Here is a 26,218-nt window from a genome sequence, read left to right as displayed (position 1 = left end):
ACTGGATCCAAAAGCAATCAACAGTTTCTCTCTACGTCTCCAGGTTCTAAAACACTACATTTTCCGATTCTGGGTGTAACTTACACTTTAACTTGTCATGTATCGTAAGTACGATTACAGAAAATAAGCGAGCAGTAGAGCAAGTGTTGTGCTGCCTGTTCTAGTGCACTGCAAGTTGCGGTTCACTTTGCTATTTAATATGCTTTAATCATATAAACAATGTAATATTTGTCAAAACTAGCTATGTAGCCAATTTTAGTTTAGGTATTCAAGACAACTCGCAATAAACAAGTTATAAAAAATTGTTACAAATACATCTAAATGGGCTTAAACTGTGAAGCGAAGCATACACTCCCTTGGAACTGCTAGTATTGCTTTTCTAGGAATTTTAACTACTCCTGTGTTAGCACAAATTACTCCCGATGGAACTACACCAACCCTACCAGTAGCTTGTGCAGCTAGTTGCGAGATTACAGGAGGAACTCAAGCAGGAGTAAATCTATTTCATAGCTTCTCGCAATTTAATATAAATCCAGGTCAACAAGTAACTTTTATTGACCCAGGCGTCACAAATATCATTACTAGAGTCACAGGGGAAAACCTTTCTAATATTTTTGGGACTTTGAGTGTTACTGGCAATGCCAATTTATTTCTAATTAACCCCAAAGGAATTATTTTTGGTCCTAACTCAAGTGTGAATCTGAATGGTTCATTCATAGTTACAACAGCGGATGCCATTCAATTTGATAACCAGGGAAATCTTCTAACGTCTCCTGCTAATAATCCAGAACTGCTTACTATAAATCCTTCTGCATTGTTGTTTAATCAAATTACTACCCCATCTCCTTCTCAAATTGAAGTTCAAGGTAGCTTAGCTGTTAATAATTCTCAAAGTCTAATACTACTTGGAGGAGATATAAACGTAAATTCTGGAATTCTTTATGCACCAGACGGTCATATCAAATTAGGAGGAGTTATAGGTATAGGCAATATAGGATTGGCTAACACTAGTAAGGGAAATTTCACTTTGGCTTTTCCTGAAACTGTCAATAAAGGAGATATTACTTTAAATCTAGCAAATATTAGTACCTTAGGTAGTGGCAATGGCAGTATTGCTATAAATGCTAAAAATATCAATATGGATTCCAGTTATATCCAAGCAGGAACAGGGTTTGAGGCTATAACAAATCAGCTAGGAAATATCACTTTAGATGCGGATGAATCAATAGAAATTATAAGTAGTAATATTGCTAGCGAGGTAACGTTCGGCGCAATAGGTAATGCAGGTAATATTGAAATCAATGCAGCATCTTTACGTTTAGGTGAAGGTTCCAATTTGAGAGCAAGCGCTGATGGAGAGGGCAACGCTGGTAAAGTACTGATTCAAGTAGATAATGACCTTGTTTTGCGTAATTTTGCAAGCGTATCAACTTCTAGTTATAAAGGAAGTGGCGGAGATATTCAGATTAATGCTAGCTCATTGTTATTAGAAAATAGTAGCAATATATATACATTAACGTACGAAGGTGGAAGTGCTGGTAGTGTTTCGATAAATGTAGATAATTTTGTTTCTTTAATAGGTGAAAATAGCGCGATTACTACTTCAGCGATTGGCTTTGCTAATGGTGGCGGAGAAGTCAATATTCAAGCTAATACAGTTTCTTTGAGCGATGGCGCAACTATATTTTCTAATACTGCTGATGAAGCAGGGCGTGCTGGAAACATAAATATTACAGCAGATACAGTTTCCTTAGCAGATAGTGCTATCTATAACGACACTACTGGATTAGGAGACGCAGGAAATACTCAAATCAATGCTAGAAGTTTAAACATCACCGCTGGGGGAAGTATTAGCACGAGTACAAATGGTGTCGGAAATGCAGGTAATATTTTGATAAATGCTTCTGAATCTGTCACGCTTTTTGGTACTAATCCCAATGCAACAATACTATTGAGAGATATCCCTAGCACGACTTCTAGTGGGTTGTTCGCCTTTACTGACACAAATGCTACTGGACGTGGTGGGAGTATTCAAGTCAACACAGGCAATTTAAGCATTCTCGATGGTGCTGTTATCAGTGCGCGGACTCGCGGTATTGCCCCTGGAGGAAATATTACAGTCAAAGCGGCGAATGTGACAGCAACGAATGGCGGACAAGTTTTAACGACTGCCTTTGATCGGGGCATGGCAGGTAATATTACAGTTAATGCCACAAATAGTGTGAGTATTTCTGGTAGCGATCGCACTTACAATTCAAGACTTCAACAAACACCCGATCGCGTTGATAATGATGGTGCAGCAAGTGGTTTCTTAGCACGAGTGCAGGGAGAGGCGATCGCTGATGCGGGACAAATCAACGTTACAGCCCCCTCGATATCACTCGACAAGCAAGGAACAATCGCAACTTCTACTACTCAAGGCGCAGGCGGACAAATCTCACTCCGAGGAAAAAATGTTGCTCTCACCAACAATAGCAGCATTACAGCCACCGCCGGTACGGCAAATGCTGGTGGTAACGGAGGGAACATTGACATTAGCAGTGAACTATTTTTTGCAACAAGAAATAGCGCTGTGACTGCCAACGCTTTTACAGGAAGTGGTGGTAACATCCGCATTGCAACGCAAGGCTTCTTTCTTTCTCCTGATAGCGCGATTACCGCGAGTTCTGCCCAAGGAATTGACGGTGTTGTTGAAATTACTGTTGTCGATGACGAACCTAGTCGCGGTTTAGTTTCTTTACCCGAACAACCTGTTGATGTTAGTAACTTAGTCGCCCAAGGATGTGCTGCGGATACGAATATCGCCACAAACACGAGTGAATTTGTGATTACTGGGCGTGGTGGATTACCGCCAACACCAAGCGAAGCAATTAACGTAAATGCAGCATTAGTAGATTTAGGCACTTCGGTACAAACGCCAACTGCTGCAACATTAAATACTGTATCTCGCGACCTGCTTAACAATTCTCAGCCAAAATCGCTTGTAGAAGCACAGGGATGGATGCTAGGCTCCAATGGCGAAGTCGTACTGATGGCTCAAGTACCAACTGCTACAACTCATACTTGGTCTACGCCTGTTGCTTGCAATGCACCATAACCTCGTTCGCCGCTGGCAATTTTCGCTAAGTGGGTTTTTAGTTCTGGTAGTCAATACTCAGATGGCTGCAACATCAGCCGCAGAAATCAATTTTGCCCAAACCATTCCGCTACCACCACCACAGGATGTCCTTCCACCACCCAGCCCAACGCCGCCACCGCAACCACCACCGGAACTTCCACCACCAGAAGAATTATTACAACCACCATCGGTAGCACCACCTCCACCCACACCTTTACCTGGAAGAGTCCCTGATACTGTTATCGTTAAGAGTTTTAACGTTGTCGGGAGTACTGTATTTAGCGCAGAAGAATTTGCGCAACTACTCGCACCATTTACAAATCGACCGATTTCATTTGCAGAACTTTTGCAAGCACGTTCTGTAGTGACGCAACTTTACCTCGATCGCGGCTACATTACTTCGGGCGCAATAATTCCACCGCAGACACTTCAAGCAGGAGTCGTGACAATTCAAGTTATCGAAGGCGAATTAGAGGCAATTAATGTTACTGGTACGCGCCGTCTAAACCCGAATTATGTGCGATCGCGCATCGCCATTCGTACCGATGCACCGCTGAATCAACAACGACTCTTGGAAGCCCTGCAACTGTTGCAACTCGATCCGCGCATTCAAACTTTATCTGCTGAACTATCCGCCGGGTCGCGTCCTGGAACGAATGTTCTTGACATACAAGTGCAAGAAGCACGAACGTTAAATTTGCAAGTGATTGGAGATAACAGGCGATCGCCTAGCGTGGGAAGCTTTCGGCGTGGCGGACAAATTAATGAAGCAAATTTACTCGGATTCGGCGACAGTCTCAGCGTCGGATACAACAACACTGATGGTAGTAATACATTTGATGTCAGTTACGCCCTGCCCATTAATCCGCGCAACGGCACGATTAGTTTAGATGTTGGTGTAGCAGATAGTAGCATTGTTGAACCACCTTTTGATTTCTTAGAGATCGACTCGTATTCGCGCTACTACGACTTAACATTCCGCCAACCTATTAGCCAAAGTCCTTCAGAAGAATTTGTTTTAGGATTAACCGCGTCGCGCCGCGAAAGTAATCTTGCATCTTCCGTTCTCGAAGAGTTTGACATTCCCTTATCTGAACTCTCTCCTGGGGCAGATGACGCTGGACGTACGCGCGTTTCTGCTTTGCGCTTTTTTCAAGAATGGACGCAGCGCGGTAGCCGCCAAGTTATTGCAGCGCGATCGCAATTTAGTTTAGGCATCGGTGCGTTTGACGCCACAATTAACGATGATGCACCCGATAGCCGCTTTTTCGCCTGGCGCGGACAAGCCCAATGGGTACGTCTTTTAGCTGCTGATACTTTACTCTTAGTGAGAGGCGATGTACAGCTTGCCGATCGAGCCTTAGTTCCGGTAGAACGATTTAGCTTGGGTGGATTTGATAGCGTTCGCGGTTATCGTCAAGATGCGCTACTTACTGATAACGGTGCGTTTGCTTCGGTTGAGTTGCGCTTTCCCATCGCGCGCATTCCTGAATGGCAAGGACTTTTACAAGTTACTCCGTTTATAGATGTGGGTACAAGTTGGAACCAAGGAGATACAAATCTTGACCCCAACACGTTAGTTTCTGTCGGACTCGGCTTACGCTTGCAGATAGGTAATAATCTCACCGCCCGCCTCGATTGGGGAATTCCGTTAGTTGATATTGCATCGGAGGGAAGAACATGGCAAGAAAACGGCGTGTATTTTTCCGTAGTCGCCAGCCCATTTTAGTACTAGGTGTTTGTTTTCTCGGATGGTGTGGGGGAGTACTCAGCGGCTCGCCAGCTGTAGCAGTTGTTTTATCGAGCGTATCCGTGTCTGAATCGATTCAGCAGGGAAGAAAACTCTATGAAACCGGACAATACGCGCAAGCCGCAGCAGCTTGGCAACAAGCCGCAACAGCTTATCAAGCGAGTGGTGACAGCTTAAATCAAGCAATGGCGTTGAGTAATCTTGCTTTAGCGTATCAACAACTAGGAAGTTTGTCGCTAGCAAATCAGGCGATCGCCACAAGTCTACAACTGTTAAACTCAACTTCTCGGACACATTCCCAACATGCGCAAATTCTTGCCCAAGCGCTGAATAATCAAGGAAGTTTACAATTTGCGCAAGGACAAACCGAACAAGCACTGAATACTTGGCAAAAAGCAACCGCCGCGTATACTCAAGCCGCAGATGCGATCGGTATAACACGCAGCTTAATCAATCAAGCGCAAGCACAGCAAGCATTAGGCCTGTTTCGCCGTGCAGTCACGACACTCAACCAAGCAAATCAAACGCTACAACAACAGCCAAATTCCCCAATTAAAGTCGCCGGATTGCGCAGTTTGGGAAATGCGTTGCGCGTTGTTGGTAATCTCAGTCAATCGCAGCAAGTATTACAACAAAGCCTCAAATTAGCACAACAACTAGGCTATCCAGAAGAAATCGCTGCAACGCTCACAAGTTTGGGCAATACAGTCCGATTGAGCGCAGCCCAGCGCCAAGGGCGATCGCAGCAAAACCCACAAGCCGCGCTAGCCTACTATCAACAAGCTGCAAACGTAGCACCGACAGCAAGCACGCAACTCCAAGCACGCCTTAATCAACTCGGTTTGTTACTAGAAATAGGTGAAATCAGCGCAGCACAAGCGTTACTACCTCAAATTCAATCTCAACTTGCCAGTTTACCGACAAGTCAGACAAAAGTGTATGCTCGCATTACTTTGGCACAAAACTTGATTCGCTTGCAGCAGGCGCAGCCTAGATCGCAAACTCAGATTCCTTCGTGGCTAGAAATCGGCAAACTCCTCGCTAGCGCCGTACAAGAAGCTAGAGATCTTCAAGATCCCCGCGCGACAAGCTATGCTTTAGGAAATTTAGGAGGATTGTACGAACAAACTCAGCAGTGGGCAAACGCGCAAGAATTAACGCAGCAAGCACTCGTATTAGCGCAAGGAATCAACGCGCTGGATATTGCTTATCGTTGGCAATGGCAACTCGGACGCTTATGGCAAGCGCAGGGAAACACTCAAAACGCGATCGCGGCTTATGATGAAGCTGTTCAGTCCCTGCAAACACTCCGTTATGATTTAGCAGCAATTAATCCTGACGTTCAGTTTTCTTTTCAGGAAGAAGTTGAACCTGTCTATCGCGAACTTGTAAGTTTACTGTTGCAATCAAATGACGCTGCGCCACCGAGTCAACAGAACCTGCAAAAAGCACGCCAAACGATGGAATCGCTGCAACTAGCAGAACTCAATAATTTTTTCCGCGCAGCGTGTTTGGATGCTAGCCGCCAAATCGACCAAGTCGTAGACGAGCAAGATCCTACTGCAGCCGCGATTTATCCGATTGTTTTGCGCGATCGCCTCGAAGTCGTTGTTAAACTACCACAGCAACCGCTACGGCATCATACAGTTAATCTTTCACAAGCCGAGTTTGAAGCTACGCTCGAGCAACTTCAACAACAACTCATCGAGCCAGACACATTTGTCGAAGTGCAAGCCCTATCTCAAAAAGTTTATGAATGGTTGATACGACCACAACTGGCTGCACTTAATGCAAGTCAGATCGAAACCTTAGTGTTTGTTTTAGATGGTTCGCTGCGCAATATTCCGATGGCAGCATTATATGACGCGCAACGCCAGCAGTATCTTATCGAACAATATAGCGTTGCCCTCGCACCAGGATTACAACTGATTAACCCACAGCCATTACGACAACAGCAATTACAAGCCTTAACTGCGGGACTCAGTCAACCTCGCTATGGCTTTGCAGGATTGAGTTACGTCGAACGCGAAATTCAGCAAATCACATCTGTGGTTCCTAGCCGAGCATTGCTCAATCAAGATTTCACTAGCCAAGCACTACAAAAACAAGTCAACTCGCTATCATTTCCGATCGTACATCTGGCAACTCACGGTCAATTTAGTTCTAATATTGAACAAACTTTTATCCTCGCCTGGGATAAACCCATTAACGTCAATGAGTTAAATGATTTGCTGCGCGCCCGCACTCAAGGCTTATCGAATGCCATAGAACTTCTTGTTCTGAGTGCTTGCGAAACTGCAGCTGGCGATAAACGCGCGGCTTTGGGTATTGCAGGGATAGCGGTAAGAGCCGGAGCGCGCAGTACGCTAGCGTCGTTGTGGTCGATAGATGACCAATCCACCGCTTTATTGATGAGCCAGTTCTATGGGGAATTGGCAAACAACCAAACGAATAAAGCTAGCGCCTTACGTCAAGCACAGTTGTCGCTGTTAAAAAATCCTAATTACGCTCATCCAATGTACTGGTCTGCTTATGTTCTCGTAGGGAATTGGCTCTAATTTATACCATTTCTCGCGCATTCTGATGACAGTTCCACGCTCCAAATTCCATATACTGTCCAGCTTTTGTCATTACATTCGCGTAGCGTGCCGCAGGCAACTACTATAAATTACGAATTAGTTCTTACATCACTTTTAACTCAAAGCTCTCTTCGCACTTGCTGCATGAGGTGACAACACGAAGCGATCGGTTCAGAAGCGATCGCCTCTAAGCCAACAAAGCGCAACACCTTCGCCCAGTCTTGCGCTAGCTCAATGTTTCCTGGATTGCGATAGTACAGTTCGCCCAGTACAGTTACCGCGTCGTACCAAAATCCATTGGCAAAGTAAAGTTCTGCACGCTTTTGTGGCGTTGCTTGTTCTAATTGGCTTGCCAGCGTGGGAGCGATCGCGCGTCTTTGCACTCCTCCGTGAACTATCGCTGTTGGTGGCTTGCGCTCAGCACAGTAAATGTTGAAGTACCAGTGGTATTGTTTGGCAATTTCTAAGGGGGCTGCTGTTTTTGGTAAAGTTAAACTAATCACTCCAGGTTGGTTTGGGAGCGGGACTGCGGTTTGATAAGCAATTCGGTTGTCGGCTGCACGCAAAACAAACTTCGCTGCATGGACGTCCTGAGCGCGATAAGGAACGTAAAACCAGAATGTAGGATGCTCAGCAGTTGTCATTCCCCACACTACATCAACGCCTGTTGCAGCTTTGGCGATCGGGACTATGGCGGTTAGCTGTTTATCAGGTATTGCAGAGCTATTGGCGATACAGCCGCGCCTTCCAGCACCTGTGCGATCGCCTGGAATGCCAATATCTGCTGGAGGTGGAGGCGGAACGAAGTTGAGTCTTGTTGCAGTTGCTAAGACTTCTTTAGCGTTAGTTTGGGGAAGCGAGTGAACTTTTGCGGGGAGTAAGCCAAGAACAAGACACCCCAGTAGGGCAAATTGACAAAACCGCACTACCACCATAATTTAATTACTCCTTGCGTAGAGGTCTGTACTTTGTCCCTGTTTTTGCGAGGCATTTTGAACGACAACACCCGTGCTAGTTGCTATCAATGCTAAAGCTGATGGTACAAAAGGCATCCAGCAGCTTTGATACGCCAAAAGTGCAAAGCACAGCGCGTATAGTACGAGCATAGTAATTGCTAGCGCTAGCTCTAGATGTAGTACTGAACGATAGCGCCAAGCCAGCACGCTACCGAGAATTGCCCATCCCCAAATCCATAAAAATTCCCCACCTTGGGGTAACACCCATAATAATGGTCGCTGATTCTGGACAGCACTCAAAATCTGACTGACCATTTGTGCGTGGACAAACACGCCTGCCATTTTCTGATATGCTCCTCCACTCGTACTATAAGGTGTCGCAAAATAATCACCTGCGCTTGGGGCAGTGACACCAATCAAAACAATTCTATTTCTAACATCATCAGGTTTCACTCGATTCTGTAAAACCTCGGTTAAAGTCACTTTGTTGGCAATATCCTCTGGCGAGCGGTAAGAACGATAGTTGAGCAGCATTTGAAAGCCAGCTGCGTCAATCGTTTGATAACCACCAGTATGTGGTTGTAAACGCGGTAAAATAACGTTACCTAACTGTAAATGTCCTTGCGATGTCCATTGCGGGAAAATACCTTCAGCCGCTAAGTAACGAAACGCCAGTTGCGTGCTGAAGGCATATGGCGCGCTACATATTGAAGCAGGATGCGGATTGACTGCGACAAGATATCGCCGCAGAACGCCATCAGGGTCAAGCACAACATCGCTAAAGCCTTGACGCGCTTCGGGAATTTCGGGCGGCGGCGCAACGCTGGGATCTTCCTTTGCGGTTGGTTCGCTAATTTTACACACCGCAATAAAGCGATCGCTCTGTTGCATATATTGCGCTAAATCTTTGAATTGAGGATTCACCTCTTCTTCGCGATAAATATCTAAGCCGATCGCGCGGGGCTGGTACTGCTCTAATTTCTCTAGAAGTTTTGCTAGCGCTAGATCTGATAGCGAGCCTGTGCGATTTTTCTGTTCGGGTAGTTTGAAATCTTCTTCGGTAATTGCAACAACCAACAATCGCGGATCCGTTGCTTCGTGCGGGCGCAGGCGCATAAATTGGTCAAAAACCTTGAGTTCGAGTGACTCAAATGCTCCTAAGTATCGGACTCCCCATGTTGCAACTGTTACTAAACTACTCGTCAGCAGCATTCTCCAGAGATGTTGCCAACCAATTCTTTTGCGCGATCGCTGGTGACTTTGATTGTTGTCGCTTCTGTCAAAACTCACTGAGCGCGACAATGCTGCCCATAGTGGTGGTGTTTCTGCAGGATTTTGATAAATCACAGGTAGCCAACTAGCACACGGATACTCATCTTCTAAGCCTTGGAGTCGTTCGCGTGCTTCGCGGACTGATAAATAAAAAGACTGTCCACCCGCAAAGGCGTACAGAAAATTCTTTAAAAACTCTTGCGCGACTATATCGGGTACTGGTTCGCGCATCACAATCACTTGTGGAATATATAAGTTAGCAAGTTCGCGCGCCAATCCTAAACCATCGCAGGAATTAAAAATTGCTAGCCTTAACCCATGCGCAACAGCGGTTTTGAGCGCGTACTTTAGATCGCTAATCGATAAGCTTTCGGTGCGATTAAGACAAATCCGACCGTCTCCATTGACCAAACTTGAACTATGTCCTGCAAAAAAGAGAATATCCCAACCCTGACTCCAAAGTTGATTGTTAAGTTCTTGGCGCTGTGGCTCCACCAAAAACTGCACCATAGCTCCTGGTAATTTTTCTAATAAAGCTCGATCTGCTTGGGTATCAATTCCAGTGCTGTCGCCTAAAATTGCGAGGATGGCAACTTTGTCTTTAGGTTGAGAAACTTGTTTGACGCGCTCGTACGCCGGGGCGCTAAGAGCTAGTTCTGCTTTGGGATAACGCTCGAAGAAATCGCAGAAGTGCCAAGGTAATCGTTGCAAAAGTAAGTCTTCGGTTTGTAAAATCGCGCGGATCTCATCTGATGGCGATAATTTTTCCAACCATTTTTCCCGAATTGCTCGAAAAGATTCAGAATGTATCCAGCTATTTAAACGGTTGCGTAAGATTTGTACGGCGTGCCAGCAATCCTCTATTACTGAAACATTCGTGACTTGAACGGGTTTTGCTTCGAGGCGGGTAGAGTGTCCTAAACAAAGATACGCTGATTGCCAGCAGTTGTAATACTGCGGAATTTCAGGAGCAGGTGGCAATTTACCTAAAGTTTGAACCGCTGGAGCATCGCCTTCTTCTCCAATTTGCATCGTGACAGGGAATCCTTGCTCAAAGCTTCCTTCGCCTACCTTTAAGACAACTAACTTAGCCACAACTATCTTCCTGCGGGCGCAAAGATGAAATTAAATAATAAAATTTTCCGTAATACTGACGTTACCAAGCGCTACTTTGACACTAAACTTTTCTCCAGGTTTCCCACTAAACTGTAATTGAATATAATTATCGGCTTTTCTTGCTTGAGCTTCAAGGAAAAGTTGCTCAGCAGCATCTAAAACAGCTAGCTGCAGTTGCGGTGGTAAATAAATTTGACTGCCTGCAGGATGGACTTGTAGTAAGATATCAACTTTTTGCTCCGAGCGCGCTCGCAATTCGACTATCAACGCAACCGCATGACCTGCAAGTTGCATTCCAAGATCGATCAACTTAGCACGGCGGATACGCTCTTCGCGATTCTCGCCACTTCCGCCTGTGACTGTATCAGACCGGCGAAAACTAAAGGCTAAGTTGGCGCGGGCTTGCCCTAAAATTGTTTCAACGCTTTGCCATTCTGTCTCAAACAGACGATCGAACCATTGGCTTAATCGCACCACTTGTTGCTGATTTTCAGCAGTTTTCAGTTTGAGTTGAGCTAGGTGCGCCAGTAAGTCTTCGAGGGGTTGCAATTCATCTATGGGCAAATGCGCGATCGCATGCGGTGTAAATCCCAATAACGTCGCCTCGCGGAGTGCTTCGTCAAACTGCACGACAACATACCCAACGCGATCTTCTAACACTTCTGGTGGAATATCGCATTGCTTTGCAGGCGATCGCACCCAACGACACTCTAAGCGCCCAATTCCTGAAACTTCTAAGTCAGCAATATCCGCACACAATCGTAAAACTGGATTCCAACTGTCACCTGCCGAAATATTTGTGTCGATCCCCATCATGTTTAAATAGTTGTTTACGGCACAAACTGCCAGCGTGTTCAGCCTTATTTGCTCTGCTTTTTTTGGGCAAAACTCTACTTGCTGAGTAAATTTTTGGGCAGTCTCTCGCGCTGCTTCGGTAATTGGTAAAGGTAGAAAAAAGTTTTGTAGTTGCTGCATGTTTTTAGTCATTTTCTATAGTTCATTTTCTTTTGTGAGTCCATATCAATTCCTTAACTCTACGAGTTGATACGTCTTCTCATTATTTCTAGGAATGAGTTTTCACAATCAATCCTTTATAAATAACCTTGCATTTCACCAAATTTACGTAAACGAGGAAGGCATTGTCGGCGATAAAAACTTGTTAAAGTTGAAACTGAGATACCATACTCTTCTGATAAGTTTTCCCAACTTGTTTCCGGAGGTAACCTTCGGAGTATTAACACTTGACAATTTACGTGCGGATATCCTTGGATATGAATGCGGCGTAACTCTCCATCAGTGTCAGCTTTTGCCCAAGTTATCGTCATTTCTAAAATTGGTGGAATATCAGGTGGAGCTGGTAAGGCAGCAATCAGATCAGTTACCTCACCTTCTTTTACAGTTTTGCCAGAGGCTGTCCGAGAGCGAGTTTCATATTCTTCTTCACGGAAATCTTGCAACCTTCGCCTCAAGTAAGCATTTAACCAAGTAATTACACTACTGCGATTTGGGTCATACTTTTCTCCTGTATTTGCTTCACATAAATTACGACAAAAATAAAGCCAAGTTTTCTGGAGTGCATCTTCATAATATAGAGAATTATCTTTCCAAAGTTTCCCTGATTTAACTATCATGCGGACAATCTTTGTTAAACCTTGCTGCCGCTCGACACTGTTGGGTTTATATTTACAAGTTGTTGTAACTAATTCACGTATTTTTGCTTCTAACTGATTCATAAGAGATATGTTATATGTAAGTAGGATTTAAATTTAATTGCCCGCCAGCAAATTTTGATGTTATTTCCTACTTTAAGTTAGGTAGATTATTAAAATAACTACCTTTTAACATATTGAAAATGATTTATTTCTAAAGCAATAAAGAAGCAATAAAGTGAATTGTCAACAAATCTAGACATACTTCTACGTATTTGATTGCGATAAGTCCCAAGCATAAATTTAATGCAACGACTATTTTGGCTGCTAGTAGTAAAGGCTGTTACTCCGCAACGCATTGACTACCTATTTATCAGCAGCAAACAAAAAAATTATGCAAGTTCTTTTGGTGTAAATTGTAAATCACAAATGCATTGCGATCTCAGTTCAAACGATTAAACCACTGTGGAATTCCGTATATTTCACAACAAACGTGTTATGAATCTTACAGGTACAGTCGTCTTATATACGGTTGACCTTTTTGGGGGTGTCTTCCCAAAGGTTCAACGATATGAATCCGCTTCGCTAACAATTTTCGCCGTAAAATCTTGATACTAGCGATCGCTTTCTCATATAGCGCCTTACAATTGCAGTCCTGTTTTGCTGAAAAGGAGTACGTCTAGTATCAACCTAAAGACAGAAGCTGATTGTGTACTGCTACCATTTTTATTAGTATAAACACTTAATTTCGCTCGCAAAAGGGATTGCCTTATACTAAAAATTCCAGTATAAGTTTGTTAAGTAAAGAATGATTAAGACAGATGGGTTACGATTCGCCTGCAAACAGGTTCTGTACAATTCAGTTTTTCCAACACCGAGTTATCTCTAGCATCAACATCGAAGGTTGCTAAAACGCACAATATCCAGCAGAATCATTCTAAATTGGTAAGGCAAGACTTTTTAGGTATGGTTTTGTGCGGGCAAAACTTTTCTCGGGAAAGGACAATTTTATTATTTTGAGCCTAGCAGAATGGAAAGCCGTTAGTCGGTTGCAGATGTCACAAAAACATAGTTTCGCAAGAATCTAGATATTGATTAACTAAATAAATTGTATGAACTTGAGAACTAACTGCGATGTGACTCAGGCAATTCAATTGCTACATAACTGCTTATCTAGGCAGATTTCTCGCGAAGCGTTAAATTGGCTAGAAGAAAAAACCAACTATATTAGTCAAGGAGCGGCGCAGCGACTTTTTTATACAGCATTTAGCGCAGTTCCTCGATACCTGGGTAAGCAGCAATTAACTTTATCTACTCAAGATTTACGCGCAGCTGCAGCAATTCGCCCAGGTTGGAATCCTCAACACTGGAGTGTCGATCAAGCAGGGCGAACATTGATTGTGTTGTCTTTGCCACATACAGACGTCGAGAAATATCTTTGGATACTCGAACAAGTTTTTACAACTGCGGACGTGCGAGAGTTAGTAGCGCTGTATCAAAGTTTACCATTGTTGCCTCATCCAGAAAAGCACTGTGCAAGAGCTGCAGAAGGAGTACGCAGTAATATGACAAGCGTATTCAATGCAGTTGCCTTACGCAATCCTTATCCAGCAGACTATTTTGACGATCTTGCTTGGAATCAAATGATCCTCAAAGCAGTGTTTGTCGGTAGTCCGTTGTATCTTATTCATGATAGCGATCGCCGCGCTAACCCAGAGTTAGCAAAAATGTTGGTTGATTATGCCCGCGAACGTTGGGCAGCCAAACGCAGTGTCACACCTGAACTATGGCGCTTCGTTGGGTATTCTGAGGGCGAATTACAAGCTTTAGCAAAAGTATTACAAACAAATGACATTGTGCAGCAAGAAGCCGCCGCTTTAGCATGCGCGCATTCTCCATTACCACAAGCGCAAAAATTACTCGCCTGTTATCCTCATCTACAAGCAGCAATTGGTCGCGGCGATTTGACATGGAGTCGCTTTAGCCGCGATCGCCTTGGTGCTGATGTATGATAATTCGCACTTTATTCGATCAATTACCCATTAGCTTATGATGTTCATTGACCCTCATATCCACATGATTTCGCGGACAACCTACGATTACATGGTGATGCGCGAGTACGGTGTTGTCGCCGTCATTGAACCGTCGTTTTGGTTAGGACAACCGCGTACAAGTGCCGGCTCGTTTAAAGATTACTTTAGTAGTCTTGTGGGCTGGGAACGCTTTCGCGCCAGTCAATTTGGGATTCAACACTATTGTACGATTGGCTTAAATCCCAAAGAAGCGAATAACGAAGCTTTAGCCGCACAAGTCATGGAGCTATTGCCGCTGTACGCGTGTAAAGAAGGAGTCGTGGCGATTGGCGAAATTGGCTACGATGATATGACGCCAGCGGAAGATAAATACTTTTGCCAACAACTTGAACTCGCCCAAGAACTTGATATGTTGGTGTTGATTCATACACCGCATCGCAACAAAAAAACTGGTGCTAGCCGCAGCATGGATCGCTGTATTGAATATGGGTTAGCACCATCACGGGTGATTATTGACCATAACAACGAAGAAACAGTAGAAGAAGTCTTGGCACGCGGTTTTTGGGCAGCGTTTACAATTTATCCACATACTAAAATGGGTAACGCGCGGATGGTAGAAATTGTCCGTCAGTACGGGTGCGATCGCATTATTGTCGATAGTAGCGCCGATTGGGGCGTAAGCGATCCGCTCGCTGTACCGAAAACCGCACAACTGATGCTAGAGCGCGGAATTCCTGAAGCACAAGTTAGGGCAGTATGTTACGAAAACGCCCTCGCAGCATACAGCCAAAGCAATCAATTTAGTGAAAGTGACTGGCTAACATCAACCATCGATCAACGCGAACTTTACTACGGTAACTCAGTCTTGCGCGGACAAACTCCTGTCGTTGAAACTAGCCGCGATCAAATCTTAATTGAGTAAGAAATGCGTTTGTATCAAATCCGGTTGATTAGTGTTAACAAAATGGTCATTCCAGGTGAAGGGTGACTAGTAACTAATCACTCATACCAATTACCCATTACCCCCATTACCATTGAGAGAGATACTCATGTTGCAAGCAGCGAAAAGCCAAAAGATTTGGGCTTATTTGCAACTCATGCGCCCTGCGAATATTATCACGGCTTGGGCAGATATTTTAGTCGGGTTTGCAGCATCTGGTTCAGTACTATCGTCACAAGTCAATATGCCATTGATCTGTCTGTTACTCGCAACGAGTGGTTTGTATGGTGGTGGCGTTGTTTTTAATGATGTCTTTGATGCGGAGTTAGACGCGCGCGAACGCCCAGAGCGACCGATACCTAGTGGTAGGATTACTAAACAAAATGCGATCGCGTTAGGCACTTTTCTCTTGATTATTGGTATTATTGCAGCTGCCCAAGTTTCGCTAACAAGCCTTGTCATTGCTGTGACAGTTGCTATTGCCGCGCTTGTTTACGATGCATTTAGCAAACATTATGTCGTTTTTGGTCCCATTAATATGGGAGTCTGTCGCGGCGGTAATCTGCTACTCGGTGTGAGTGCAGTACCGGCGGTAGTAGAACACCTGTGGTTTTTAGCATTAATTCCGATTGCTTATATTGCTGCGATTACCGCGATTAGCCAAGGTGAAGTTCGCGGGGGAAATCACCAAACTGGAATTGCAGCATTGCTACTGATTGCAGGAGTTATCAGTGGAGTTTTAACGCTAGAACTATTGCCAGAATATCAAACACTTGCCACTTTACCGTTTGTTGCATTATTTGCTTGGCGTGTTATTCCCGCTTTTGTGCAAGCCTGGCGCGAAGCAACTCCGGAAAATATTCGTACCGCAGTTAAAGCAGGTGTGTTGTCGCTGATCGTTTTAGACGCCGCGATCGCCGCAGGTTTTGCAGGTTTACTCTACGGCTTGCTAGTTTTAGGTTTACTGCCTATTTCACTAAGCTTAGCTCGAATTTTTGCTGTTACTTAATTTCATCACGATTATGACAATTGGGATAAAAGGTGCATCTAACGTGCGTTCGCTCAAGCAATGCGTGCCTGTGACATTTAATTACGACGTTCATTTTACAAAAGGGCTGTTCGAGTTAGATAATCCTCTTTTCGCACAAGTTCTTACTGCTGAGAATAGTCCAAAAAAAGTGTTAGCAGTCATTGACGCAGGTTTATTGCATCATCACCCTGCACTACTCGATAAATTAGCTACCTATGCTGAGTTTTATCGCGATGCATTAATACTTGTTAAGCCGCCAGCGATCGTCCCTGGTGGCGAAGCAGCCAAGAACGATCCTCAATTAGTCGCACACCTTCACCAAATCATCGATCGTGCTGGATTGTGTCGCCATTCGTATGTCGTCGCCATCGGTGGCGGTGCAGTATTAGATATGGCAGGATATGCCGCAGCCACTGCACATCGAGGAATTCGTTTGATTCGCGTTCCCACAACAGTATTGGCGCAAAATGATTCGGGCGTCGGTGTCAAAAATGGCATCAATGCCTTTGGCAAGAAAAATTTCTTGGGAACTTTTGCCCCACCATTCGCAGTATTGAACGATTTTGATTTTCTCACAACGCTGGATGACCGCGACTGGCGTTCTGGAATTGCTGAAGCTGTGAAAGTTGCACTAATTAAAGATTCAGATTTTTTCGATTTCATTACAACTCATACAAAGAAGATTGCACGACGCGATCTGCAGGTAATGCAACAGTTAATTTATCGCTGCGCTCAATTGCACTTAGAGCATATTGCCACGAGCGGCGATCCGTTTGAGAAAGGTTCCTCACGCCCTTTAGATTTTGGACATTGGGTAGCTCACAAACTCGAACATCTGACAAATTACAACCTACGTCATGGCGAAGCTGTTGCGATTGGAATTGCGTTGGATAGCACCTATTCTTATTTAATTGGATTACTTACTAAGTCAGATTGGCAGCAGATTTTAGAGACACTCCAAGCATTAGGGTTTAGTTTATACGTTCCAGAATTAGCTGCACAATTGCATCAACTCGAACATCCTAATTGTATTTTCCGAGGATTGCAGGAGTTTCAAGAACACTTAGGGGGAGAATTAACGCTGATGCTGCTAGAAAAAATCGGTAAAGGCGTTGAAGTGCATCGCGTTGATTTATTGATGTATGAACGCGCGATCGCGCTATTGCAACGTTACAACAAGCTTGGCGAATAAATTCACCGCTACAAATGATACCAAGACATAAAATCTGTGAAGATAGGTTTCCTTGATGTGGTTGCGGTTTCAACTGCTGTTAAAGGTTAAAAAATCCAATCAAAGATGCAACTGAAAAATATTCACCTGACGTATTGCACAAATGTTCATCCTGGGGAATCTTGGCAGGATGTGTTTGCGAATTTAGAGCAGTATATTCCTGAACTTAAAGCTAGGCTAGCACCGGACAAACCTTTTGGGATTGGTTTGCGCTTAGCAGCTTTAGCCGCCAGGGAATTGCTAGAAAGCGATCGCCTTGCTCAATTTCAAACGTGGTTGCAGCAAAATAACTTATATGTCTTTACCTTAAATGGTTTTCCTTACGGAGGATTTCATCACCAAGTCGTCAAAGATAAAGTCTATGCACCCGATTGGCGATCGCGCGATCGTCTCGATTACACATTAAATTTGACTCAGATTCTCGCAACGTTATTACCTGCAGGTATCGATGGCGGAATATCTACCCTACCCTTGTCTTACAAACCTTGGTTTGTACAAGCTAGCACAGATGATGCGTTCAAAAATGCAACTCGTAACCTAGCCACCGTCGCCGCAGAAATGAGCCGCATTCGCGAGCAAACGGGAAAATTGCTACATCTCGATTTAGAACCTGAACCGGACGGATTAATCGAAAATACAGCAGAAGTCATTAATTTTTTTGACTCTTGGCTATTACCAATTGGTGGTAGCTATCTTACAGAAAATTTAGGAATCTCTCAAACTAGTGCAGAAGCACTGTTACGCGAACACATCCGCGTTTGCTATGACACTTGTCATTTTGCAGTAGAGTACGAAAAACCTCAATCAGTTTTTACACGTCTACAAACCGCAGGAATTTCTATTGGTAAAATTCAACTGAGTGCCGCAATTCGAGTTTTTTTACCAGAAGAAATTACCCAACGTCAAGTTATCGCTGATAAACTAAGTTCCTTTGCCGAGTCGACATATCTACACCAAGTTATCGCGCGATCGCGTAATGGTGCATTACACCACTATCCCGATCTAAGCACAGCATTACCCTACCTAGCACAATCAACCGCCCAAGAGTGGCGAACGCATTTTCACGTTCCTATTTTTATTCAAGATTATCAAACGCTGCAATCTACGCAGGATGATATTGTTGATGTTCTTAACCTAATAGAGAAACAACCATGTCAGCATTTAGAAATTGAAACTTACACCTGGGATGTACTACCACCTGCCATGAAACTCGATTTACTCGCCTCAATTCAACGAGAATACGAATGGGTACTGCAAAAGCTAGCGACTTCTATCACTGCTTAACATACCAAGTCTGCAGAAACCTGCGAAGACAGGATTTGATTTTTTAGCTGCGGTTTCAACCGCTAAGTCATAAGCGTTAAGTATAAAAGAATTTGTCTTATGCACAAAACCGTAGTTCTCAATGTAGTCGGATTAACGCCTAGTTTATTAAAACACGCGCCATTCTTATCAAAGTGGGTAGCCTCAGGACAAATAGCAGCTATTAATCCCGTATTACCAGCAGTAACGTGTTCAGTACAAGCAAGTTATTTAACGGGTAAGTATCCTCAAGGTCACGGCGTTGTTGCCAATGGCTGGTACTTCCGTGACGAGTGTGAGGTGAAGTTTTGGCGACAATCGAATAAGCTGGTTCAAGGACAAAAAATCTGGGAAGCGGCACGCGCTTTAAACCCTAGTTTCACCTGCGCGAATCTCTTTTGGTGGTACAATATGTACTCCTCTGTTGATATTTCGGTCACGCCGCGCCCGATGTATCCCGCAGATGGCAGAAAAATTCCTGATATTTATACGCAACCTGCACAATTAAGATTTCAGTTGCAAAAACGTTTGGGAACTTTTCCCTTATTTGAGTTCTGGGGACCAAAGACAACTATACGCTCGACGCAGTGGATTGCACAAGCTGCGATCGCCGTTGAAGAAATGTCTTCGCCGACGCTAACATTCGTTTATCTACCACACTTAGATTACTGCTTACAAAGGGTAGGAACAGAAATAGGTGCGATCGCGCGTGACTTGCAAGAAATAGACGCGGTATGTCAAGACTTAATTCAATTCTACGAATCGCGTTCTGCTAGAGTCATTGTTCTTTCTGAATATGGGATTACTCCTGTAAACCGCGCTGTTTCCTTAAATCGAGTTTTGCGCGAACATGGTTATTTAGCTATTCGCGAAGAACTTGGCAGAGAACTTTTAGCTCCAGGCGCAAGTACAGCTTTCGCCGTTGCCGATCACCAAATTGCGCATATTTATATTAGCGATCGCACCAAAATTGCAGACTTACAACAACTAATCGAACAAGTACCAGGAGTTGATTTTGTTTTAGGTGCAGAAGGTAAAGCAGCGTATCATTTAAATCATCCACGTTCTGGTGAATTAGTTGCTGTTGCTGCCCCTGATGCGTGGTTTACTTATTACTATTGGCTCGATGACAACAAAGCTCCAGACTTTGCTCGTACGGTCGATATTCACCGCAAACCCGGCTACGATCCTGTAGAATTATTTGTCGATCCAACAATTCGCTGGCAACAGTTGAAAGTTGCAAAAATTTTGCTACAAAAACAACTCGGATTTCGTACCTTGATGGATATTATTCCTTTAGACGCTTCTTTAGTTAAAGGTTCGCACGGACGACTTCCCAAATCTACTGATGAAGCACCACTATTAGCCACTCATGCAACTAACTTACTACCATCAACTTCTTTAGACGCGGTAGATATTTATGATGTCATCTTATCTCATTTACAGCAAGACGGCTAAACTCAAAAGTCTTTTCATTTTTTTGCTGGTAAAGTAATCTCCCAAATTCCTTGACTTCCACCGTATTCTAAAACATAAATTTTGTTGCCGATAATTTCAGCATCAATTGGATTTTGAAAAGAGCTTACAATTCTTCTAGCACTTAGTTTATAGTTTGTATTTCCTATTTTTGTCAACTTCAAATGAAGTAAATCTGCACTAGAGTCTCTAAAAGGACCATAACCAGAAACGTTATGAGCACCGCCTTTTGTCCAACTCAACATAAAACCGTTGCCTTGAAACTCAGAACTCAGCGCCTTTTGAGTATCAAAAACTAATCCTAAAGGAGAACGATGAGCTGTGAAAGTACTCAGCGATCTTCCTAAATTGCTAGCATCTTTAACTTTTCCATCTTGAGGGTCGCGAAAACTATCTGCATGAGGACCAAAATTAGGAATGGGTTCTGTCAAAGTTCTATTAGGTTTTTTGGGAAAAGTCGGATCGTTATGATAAAAACCTCGCTTAACTGCATGAAAAACAGGATTTAACAAGCGATCTTTACTAGGATTATAATTAGGAAATTGTTGAGGATTATCTGCTCCTCCTATCCGCCAAGGAAAACCATAATGATGACCTTGACGTAGCCAGTTTAATTCTTCTGGCATATCGCGATCTGGACCATTTTCTGCACCGAATAAATCTCCATTAGGAGCAAAAGCCATATCAAATGTATTGCGGATACCTTCGGCAAAAACGTAGCCTTTTGATTTTAAAATTTGTCGATTATTCGGGAGGAAAATATTTTTACCATTCGCAGGCAGGCGAAAGATGCAGGTTGTTAATCCTACTTCACGAGTGTTAGGAAATTGTCCATTAGCAGATTGGATTTCTCCATGATCAGTCCGAGAACCACTATTTACGTAGATATATTTGTTTGCAGGACCAACAACAATACCATTAAAACCATGGTCGTATGCTGTATTGCTTTTAGGGTATCCTGCTGTTTCCGCTAAAATTGACCATACGCGATCGCCAGTACCAGACACTACACCTTTAACAATTGTTGCTTTTGTCAAGCTGTTAGTTAAATTCGTATTTCCTACTAAATAGATAGCACCATCTCGCCCAATTGCCATTCCTTGAGTGTCACTTAATTGATGATCTTTACGGCTATAAACAAGTTGGCTTTGGGAAGTAGCTAAATTAACTCGATATATTTCACCATTTCGCTTTAAATAATAAAGCTGATTATTTCTAGGATCTTTAGCAATTCGCACTGAAGGAGATGCTGCTAAAGTATACATAATGTTGCGTACTTTAACATCAGAACGTAACGCTTGAGGAGCATTATTTGCTTTAGCAATTGCTGCATGACTCACTAACAAAAAGGTAGTAAATGATAGCAACATTGCCTTGTTAAAGCCCTGTCTCACACCTAACATATCAATAAAGTATTGACTTTAATTTATACGCCAGGTCAATTTTATTGATACTCCTGTAATTGCGTTATTTTCTGCAACAAATATTTAAGTTGCTTAAAATGTAAGTAGCAACAAATACAAAATTAATTAAGATTCTGGTAATTTGTATTGATTGACAATCCGCTTAGCAAACTCTGGGACGTGTGCAGCTAATTTTTCCGGATAATGGCGCTTGACGTAGAGATAATTGCGCGTGAAGTGCGAATCAATCGAAAATCTGGCGTATTCCAGACCTTTAGGACCTATTTTTTCAATCACAACTCCCATAAGTTTGGCAGCCCACATTGGTAGTGTCACGCCTTTGTCATAAGCGGGGATACTTTGTTGTACCGCAGCCGTGCGATCGCCTTTTGACATTACAGGTTGTGTTTCTAGCTGATCTTGCACAAAGTTCAGCATTTCTTGTCCGCGATCGTTTCGTACCACAATCCATTGCCAACCAAACGGCGCACCCATATAACCAACAACAAGATCGGCAAGCGAATTTACATAGTCAAAGCAACTCATGCACGAAGGGGCAAAAACATCTTTCAGTTGATTTGTCTTTAAACCAAAGAAAGGCACAGTTTCTTCTGAACCATCTTCATGCTTGAAGTGTACCCGAAAATCTTGCATGAATTCATAATGTACGACCGTGTTAGGCGAACGACTCGTTGTCTCTAAAAATTTCTGTAACCCAGCGCGGGTGACGTTATCTACACAAGGAGTTCCTAACACATACAGCTTTTCTAAGCCTAATTGCTTCTCTACCGCTCGTAAAGCCTGAATTTGACACCCAACACCAATAACTAACAACCGCTTCATCCCTGATTGTTCCACTTGTTCTAAGATGGAAAGATTCGGCGATAGTGTCGGTTTATTCACTCGTGCTGCTAATATCTCTTCCACAGTACGCGCAATAATCGGCATTGGTTGAAAGCGATCCTCTTTGGTATTTTGCACGCAGACCACGCCTTCAACTACGCCGCGATTAAGCATTTCAATTGCAATAGAACTCACAATTCCTGTCCACTGCGCCCCAGGAATCGGTTCAGTTTTACGCGCCGCCATCATCGTTTGATGAACCCCGAAGTAAAGTTCGTCAGGATTATCTAAATTGCGTGCGCGAGTGTGCGATCGCGTCTCTAATTCTGCAATTTGTTGATTAAGAAATGCACATGCTTCCTTGACATAATGAATATAATATGTATCGCATAACCCGCACTCGCTACAAAGATCTTTGGCAGGGCGACGACTTGATGATTTTAAGGCTTTAGCTTTTTTGTGCTTGGCTTGGGTAGTCACTGATGTCATGAGTTAAGAAGCATTGAGACATAACTATCTTTACCCAACGATACATGAGAGTTGGTTTGACTTGTACTAGAGTTATCGATTTTGCAATATTTTGCAATTTCATAACTGTAAAACTGTAAATTAGTTTGTACGTACAACGTAGTTACTCAAAATCAAGATTATAGGTACAGCTATCAAAACTCGTATAGTGCGAATCGGTAACTTTCAAGGAATTCGCATTCCTAGATCGCTGCTGTTGAAATCAAACTGGAGGACGCTCATTTAGCTATTCGTTTAGCTCAAGCGATCTGTCTAAGGTGGAACGAGGCATTCTCAACAATGGCAAAACAGAAAGATGATACTTTAGACGATGTGAGTGCGACTCTGTGGAATCGAAAGGTAAAGCTCCAACACGCGTGACTTGTCAATTTCAAGACAAAGATGGACAGATTGTTCTCGATCGCATTTGTACTATTGACAAAATCCGCGCTCAAACATTTAGGGCAGATCAGCTTAGAAGCGCAACGAGCAGTTCTTAACATCCTAGCTGAAATGTTTGCTGAGTAATTTAAGATTCGCGAATGGCATCTAAAACTATACCAAAAGATAAACAGCCCTAATGTACAGGCACAAAGAACCCTATGGATTGTAAGATTGTCAATTGGCAAACCGTATCACAGACTGCTAAGTCATGTCAATTTTATTAAGTTGTCATAGTGGCTTGAGGAAAGGATACGTGCTGTCTGCAATCCAAACAGGAAATTCTGTATGCCCGATCGCTCAAAATTCAATTACGCAGCTTTACCTTTCATTGGGATTCATATTGCTTGCCTTGCAGTCTTTTGGCTAGGTGTAGATTCTATAGCAATCTGGATGTGTGTTGCACTATTTGTCGTCCGTAAATTTGGCATTACTGGCGGCTACCATCGCTATTTCTCGCATCGCGCCTACAAAACCAGTCGTCTATTTCAATTCTTACTAGGTTTTTTAGGTGCAACCGCTGGACAACGAGGACCCGTCTGGTGGGCGGCACAACATCGCCACCATCACAAATACTCTGATACTGATGAAGATATCCATTCAGCTGAAAAAAAAGGTTTTTACTGGTCACACGTAGGCTGGGTACTGTCTCCAGAATATGACGAATATAATGAGAAACTGGTAAAAGATTTAACTCGTTACCCTGAGCTGCTTTGGCTCGAAAAATATCACTTTATACCACCTATCCTGCTTGCGGTTGTTTGTTACTTTGCTTATGGTTGGTTAGGATTATTTTGGGGTTTCTTTGTCAGCACAACGATTCTCTATCACACGACGTTTGCGATTAATTCCTTATGTCACGTCTTCGGTAGCCAACGCTATGAAACCGGAGAATCAAGCAAAAACTCATTGTGGTTAGCCCTGCTCACGCTAGGCGAAGGCTGGCATAATAATCACCACCGTTACCCTCTCGCAGCTTGTCAAGGTTTCTTTTGGTGGGAAATTGATATCAGTTACTACGTTTTAGTAATGCTGTCATGGTTTGGTATCGTCTGGGACTTAAAACAACCGCCCAAACAACTTTTGCAACCGGAAGCAGCGATCGCTAAATCTTCCTCCATAGCCTAGTTGCTGTAGTCGTTACATACAGAACTGCGAGAGCATCACTCCCATCACTAGTTACTAGTCACTAGTCACTAGCTACTCATATGGAAAATCCGCGCCAGCTTGCTTTTGTCGCCCTCCGTTCAGTGCAGCGGGGGGCTTATGCTGACGTTGCCCTAGACCGCGTACTGCGTCAAAATAATTTAAGCAGTGCCGATCGCCGCTTGGTGACAGAATTAGTTTATGGTACTGTCCGTCGCCAGCGATCGCTTGATGCCTTGATCGATCAGTTAGCGAAAAAGACAGCTCAGCAACAACCACCTGATTTACGAATTATTTTGCATTTGGGACTGTATCAGTTGCGCTATCTTGACCACATCCCTCATGCAGCTGCAGTGAATTCAACGGTAGATCTAGCGAAAAAAAACGGTTTTTCAGGACTTGCTAGTTTTGTCAATGGCTTGTTACGTCAATATCTACGATTAGCAAGCTCTGAAGATCCTTTAAAACTACCAGATAATCCTGTAAAACGTCTCGGAATTTTACACAGCTATCCTGATTGGATAGTTGAAGTTTGGCTAAAACAATTCGGCTATGTACAAACTGAACAACTCTGCAAGTGGTTTAATCATCCTCCAGCAATTGATTTACGCGTTAATCCGTTACGTACTTCTGTCGAGAAAGTTGCAACAGCATTGCAAGACGCAGGAGTAGGCGTGACTCGCGTTGCGAATCTACCACAAGCTTTAAGGTTGACAAGTAGCACGGGGACAATTGACAAATTACCTGGTTTTGATGCGGGTTGGTGGACGGTACAAGACAGTAGCGCCCAACTTGTTAGCCATATCCTCGATCCGCAACCAGGTGAAGTTGTTATTGATGCGTGTGCAGCCCCAGGCGGAAAAACAACCCACATTGCTGAATTAATGCGAGATACAGGAACCATTTGGGCGTGCGATCGCACTGTCTCGCGCTTAAAAAAACTTCAGCAAAATATCACGCGACTGCAACTTCAATCAATTCATATTTGTCCAGGCGATAGCCGTAACCTTCCTCAATTTGTCAATACTGCCGATCGCGTTCTTCTCGATGCTCCGTGTTCAGGGTTAGGGACGCTTCATCGTCATGCCGATGCCCGTTGGCGACAAACACCAGAAACCGTTAAAGAACTTACGGTCTTACAAACAGCACTTTTAGATCGCGTTGCAACTTGGGTGAAACCAAAAGGCGTGCTTGTCTATGCTACCTGTACTTTAAATACTGAAGAAAACGAAGCGATCGTTCAAGATTTCTTGACTCGACATTTGCATTGGCGAATTCAGCCTCCTGCGACCAATTCGATTGGTGCTCCTTATGCAACACCATCAGGGTGGATGCAAGTCTTACCACATCATCATTCAATGGACGGTTTTTTTATTGTTCGCTTACAGAAAGAAACAGAATAAGTTTGGATTTTAAAGATAGAATT

General features: G+C 43.5%; 17 protein-coding genes. 11 read left to right on the top strand and 6 right to left on the bottom strand.

The window, feature by feature from the left end:
• The first annotated feature begins 334 nt into the window (after nucleotides 1–334).
• Genes B1A85_RS03955 through B1A85_RS03945 form a run of 3 tightly spaced genes read left to right on the top strand, consistent with a single transcriptional unit; the run spans nucleotide 335 to nucleotide 7,426 of the window.
• Entirely contained in the window at nucleotides 335–3,097 is a 2,763-nt protein-coding gene (locus tag B1A85_RS03955; protein ID WP_104545593.1) for a filamentous hemagglutinin N-terminal domain-containing protein, read from the top strand.
• The gene (locus B1A85_RS03950; RefSeq protein WP_104545592.1) at nucleotides 3,087–4,847 is read left to right on the top strand and encodes a ShlB/FhaC/HecB family hemolysin secretion/activation protein; all 1,761 of its coding nucleotides are present in this window, start codon (nucleotides 3,087–3,089) and stop codon (nucleotides 4,845–4,847) included. The genes B1A85_RS03955 and B1A85_RS03950 overlap by 11 nt, the downstream gene beginning before the upstream one ends.
• Complete coding sequence (locus B1A85_RS03945) at nucleotides 4,799–7,426, top strand: CHAT domain-containing protein (RefSeq protein WP_104545591.1); 2,628 nt, start codon at nucleotides 4,799–4,801, stop codon at nucleotides 7,424–7,426. The genes B1A85_RS03950 and B1A85_RS03945 overlap by 49 nt, the downstream gene beginning before the upstream one ends.
• Nucleotides 7,427–7,566: 140 nt before the next feature.
• On the opposite strand, the gene B1A85_RS03940 is transcribed toward B1A85_RS03945, so the two are convergent.
• The 4 genes from B1A85_RS03940 to B1A85_RS03925 form a co-directional block, all read right to left on the bottom strand.
• Nucleotides 7,567–8,382 carry a DUF928 domain-containing protein gene (locus tag B1A85_RS03940; RefSeq protein WP_104545590.1) on the bottom strand — a complete coding sequence of 272 codons (816 nt, stop codon included), beginning with the start codon at nucleotides 8,380–8,382 and terminating at the stop codon, nucleotides 7,567–7,569.
• Between the two features lie 3 nt (nucleotides 8,383–8,385).
• Nucleotides 8,386–10,770 carry a CHASE2 domain-containing protein gene (locus B1A85_RS03935; protein ID WP_104545589.1) on the bottom strand — a complete coding sequence of 795 codons (2,385 nt, stop codon included), beginning with the start codon at nucleotides 10,768–10,770 and terminating at the stop codon, nucleotides 8,386–8,388.
• 30 nt (nucleotides 10,771–10,800) lie between these two features.
• Entirely contained in the window at nucleotides 10,801–11,778 is a 978-nt protein-coding gene (locus B1A85_RS03930; RefSeq protein WP_104545588.1) for a DUF1822 family protein, read from the bottom strand.
• 104 nt (nucleotides 11,779–11,882) lie between these two features.
• Nucleotides 11,883–12,524 carry a hypothetical protein gene (locus B1A85_RS03925; RefSeq protein WP_104545587.1) on the bottom strand — a complete coding sequence of 214 codons (642 nt, stop codon included), beginning with the start codon at nucleotides 12,522–12,524 and terminating at the stop codon, nucleotides 11,883–11,885.
• A 1,028-nt stretch (nucleotides 12,525–13,552) separates the two neighbouring features.
• On the opposite strand from B1A85_RS03925, the gene B1A85_RS03920 reads away from it, so the two are divergent.
• The 6 genes from B1A85_RS03920 to B1A85_RS03895 all read left to right on the top strand — a co-directional run bounded on the left by B1A85_RS03920 (nucleotide 13,553) and on the right by B1A85_RS03895 (nucleotide 20,434).
• Nucleotides 13,553–14,452, top strand: a complete 900-nt coding sequence (locus tag B1A85_RS03920; RefSeq protein WP_104545586.1) for an EboA family metabolite traffic protein — start codon at nucleotides 13,553–13,555, stop codon at nucleotides 14,450–14,452.
• A gap of 37 nt (nucleotides 14,453–14,489) precedes the next feature.
• Nucleotides 14,490–15,395 (top strand): TatD family hydrolase, encoded by a 906-nt coding sequence (locus B1A85_RS03915; RefSeq protein WP_104545585.1) that lies wholly within the window; start codon nucleotides 14,490–14,492, stop codon nucleotides 15,393–15,395.
• A 127-nt stretch (nucleotides 15,396–15,522) separates the two neighbouring features.
• Entirely contained in the window at nucleotides 15,523–16,422 is a 900-nt protein-coding gene (gene eboC, locus B1A85_RS03910; protein WP_104545584.1) for a UbiA-like protein EboC, read from the top strand.
• Nucleotides 16,423–16,435: 13 nt separating this feature from the next.
• On the top strand, nucleotides 16,436–17,635 hold the full coding sequence (locus B1A85_RS03905) for a 3-dehydroquinate synthase (protein WP_104545583.1): 1,200 nt from the start codon (nucleotides 16,436–16,438) through the stop codon (nucleotides 17,633–17,635).
• 105 nt (nucleotides 17,636–17,740) lie between these two features.
• On the top strand, nucleotides 17,741–18,958 hold the full coding sequence (eboE, locus tag B1A85_RS03900) for a metabolite traffic protein EboE (RefSeq protein WP_104545582.1): 1,218 nt from the start codon (nucleotides 17,741–17,743) through the stop codon (nucleotides 18,956–18,958).
• A 99-nt stretch (nucleotides 18,959–19,057) separates the two neighbouring features.
• Complete coding sequence (locus B1A85_RS03895) at nucleotides 19,058–20,434, top strand: alkaline phosphatase family protein (protein WP_104545581.1); 1,377 nt, start codon at nucleotides 19,058–19,060, stop codon at nucleotides 20,432–20,434.
• A gap of 14 nt (nucleotides 20,435–20,448) precedes the next feature.
• Here B1A85_RS03895 and B1A85_RS03890 read toward each other — a convergent pair whose 3' ends face one another.
• Nucleotides 20,449–21,822 (bottom strand): sorbosone dehydrogenase family protein, encoded by a 1,374-nt coding sequence (locus B1A85_RS03890; protein ID WP_168192339.1) that lies wholly within the window; start codon nucleotides 21,820–21,822, stop codon nucleotides 20,449–20,451.
• Between the two features lie 159 nt (nucleotides 21,823–21,981).
• Nucleotides 21,982–23,187, bottom strand: a complete 1,206-nt coding sequence (locus B1A85_RS03885; RefSeq protein ID WP_104545579.1) for a Coenzyme F420 hydrogenase/dehydrogenase, beta subunit C-terminal domain — start codon at nucleotides 23,185–23,187, stop codon at nucleotides 21,982–21,984.
• A gap of 747 nt (nucleotides 23,188–23,934) precedes the next feature.
• Here B1A85_RS03885 and B1A85_RS03870 point away from each other — a divergent pair.
• Together B1A85_RS03870 and B1A85_RS03865 are read left to right on the top strand one after the other, a co-directional pair.
• Nucleotides 23,935–24,774: an acyl-CoA desaturase gene (locus tag B1A85_RS03870; protein WP_104545578.1), complete on the top strand. Its 840-nt coding sequence runs from the start codon at nucleotides 23,935–23,937 to the stop codon at nucleotides 24,772–24,774.
• An 80-nt stretch (nucleotides 24,775–24,854) separates the two neighbouring features.
• Nucleotides 24,855–26,195: a 16S rRNA (cytosine(967)-C(5))-methyltransferase gene (locus tag B1A85_RS03865; protein WP_104545577.1), complete on the top strand. Its 1,341-nt coding sequence runs from the start codon at nucleotides 24,855–24,857 to the stop codon at nucleotides 26,193–26,195.
• Nucleotides 26,196–26,218: the final 23 nt, after the last annotated feature.

The organism is Chroococcidiopsis sp. TS-821 (assembly GCF_002939305.1).
Taxonomy (GTDB): domain Bacteria; phylum Cyanobacteriota; class Cyanobacteriia; order Cyanobacteriales; family Chroococcidiopsidaceae; genus Chroogloeocystis.
Note: the sequence above shows the minus strand (reverse complement) of the source record. Positions and strands in the feature narration are given on the sequence as shown.

Bases quoted from the DNA above. Each gene is read 5' to 3' on its own strand.
- B1A85_RS03895 (WP_104545581.1), top strand. From the start codon at position 19,058: ATGCACAAAACCGTAGTTCTCAATGTAGTCGGATTAACGCCTAGTTTA.
- B1A85_RS03885 (WP_104545579.1), bottom strand. From the start codon at position 23,187: ATGACATCAGTGACTACCCAAGCCAAGCACAAAAAAGCTAAAGCCTTA.
- eboE (WP_104545582.1), top strand. From the start codon at position 17,741: ATGCAACTGAAAAATATTCACCTGACGTATTGCACAAATGTTCATCCT.
- B1A85_RS03870 (WP_104545578.1), top strand. From the start codon at position 23,935: ATGCCCGATCGCTCAAAATTCAATTACGCAGCTTTACCTTTCATTGGG.
- B1A85_RS03920 (WP_104545586.1), top strand. From the start codon at position 13,553: ATGAACTTGAGAACTAACTGCGATGTGACTCAGGCAATTCAATTGCTA.
- B1A85_RS03940 (WP_104545590.1), bottom strand. From the start codon at position 8,382: ATGGTGGTAGTGCGGTTTTGTCAATTTGCCCTACTGGGGTGTCTTGTT.
- B1A85_RS03950 (WP_104545592.1), top strand. From the start codon at position 3,087: ATGCACCATAACCTCGTTCGCCGCTGGCAATTTTCGCTAAGTGGGTTT.
- B1A85_RS03890 (WP_168192339.1), bottom strand. From the start codon at position 21,822: ATGTTGCTATCATTTACTACCTTTTTGTTAGTGAGTCATGCAGCAATT.
- B1A85_RS03865 (WP_104545577.1), top strand. From the start codon at position 24,855: ATGGAAAATCCGCGCCAGCTTGCTTTTGTCGCCCTCCGTTCAGTGCAG.
- eboC (WP_104545584.1), top strand. From the start codon at position 15,523: ATGTTGCAAGCAGCGAAAAGCCAAAAGATTTGGGCTTATTTGCAACTC.
- B1A85_RS03930 (WP_104545588.1), bottom strand. From the start codon at position 11,778: ATGACTAAAAACATGCAGCAACTACAAAACTTTTTTCTACCTTTACCA.
- B1A85_RS03925 (WP_104545587.1), bottom strand. From the start codon at position 12,524: ATGAATCAGTTAGAAGCAAAAATACGTGAATTAGTTACAACAACTTGT.
- B1A85_RS03945 (WP_104545591.1), top strand. From the start codon at position 4,799: ATGGCAAGAAAACGGCGTGTATTTTTCCGTAGTCGCCAGCCCATTTTA.
- B1A85_RS03915 (WP_104545585.1), top strand. From the start codon at position 14,490: ATGATGTTCATTGACCCTCATATCCACATGATTTCGCGGACAACCTAC.
- B1A85_RS03905 (WP_104545583.1), top strand. From the start codon at position 16,436: ATGACAATTGGGATAAAAGGTGCATCTAACGTGCGTTCGCTCAAGCAA.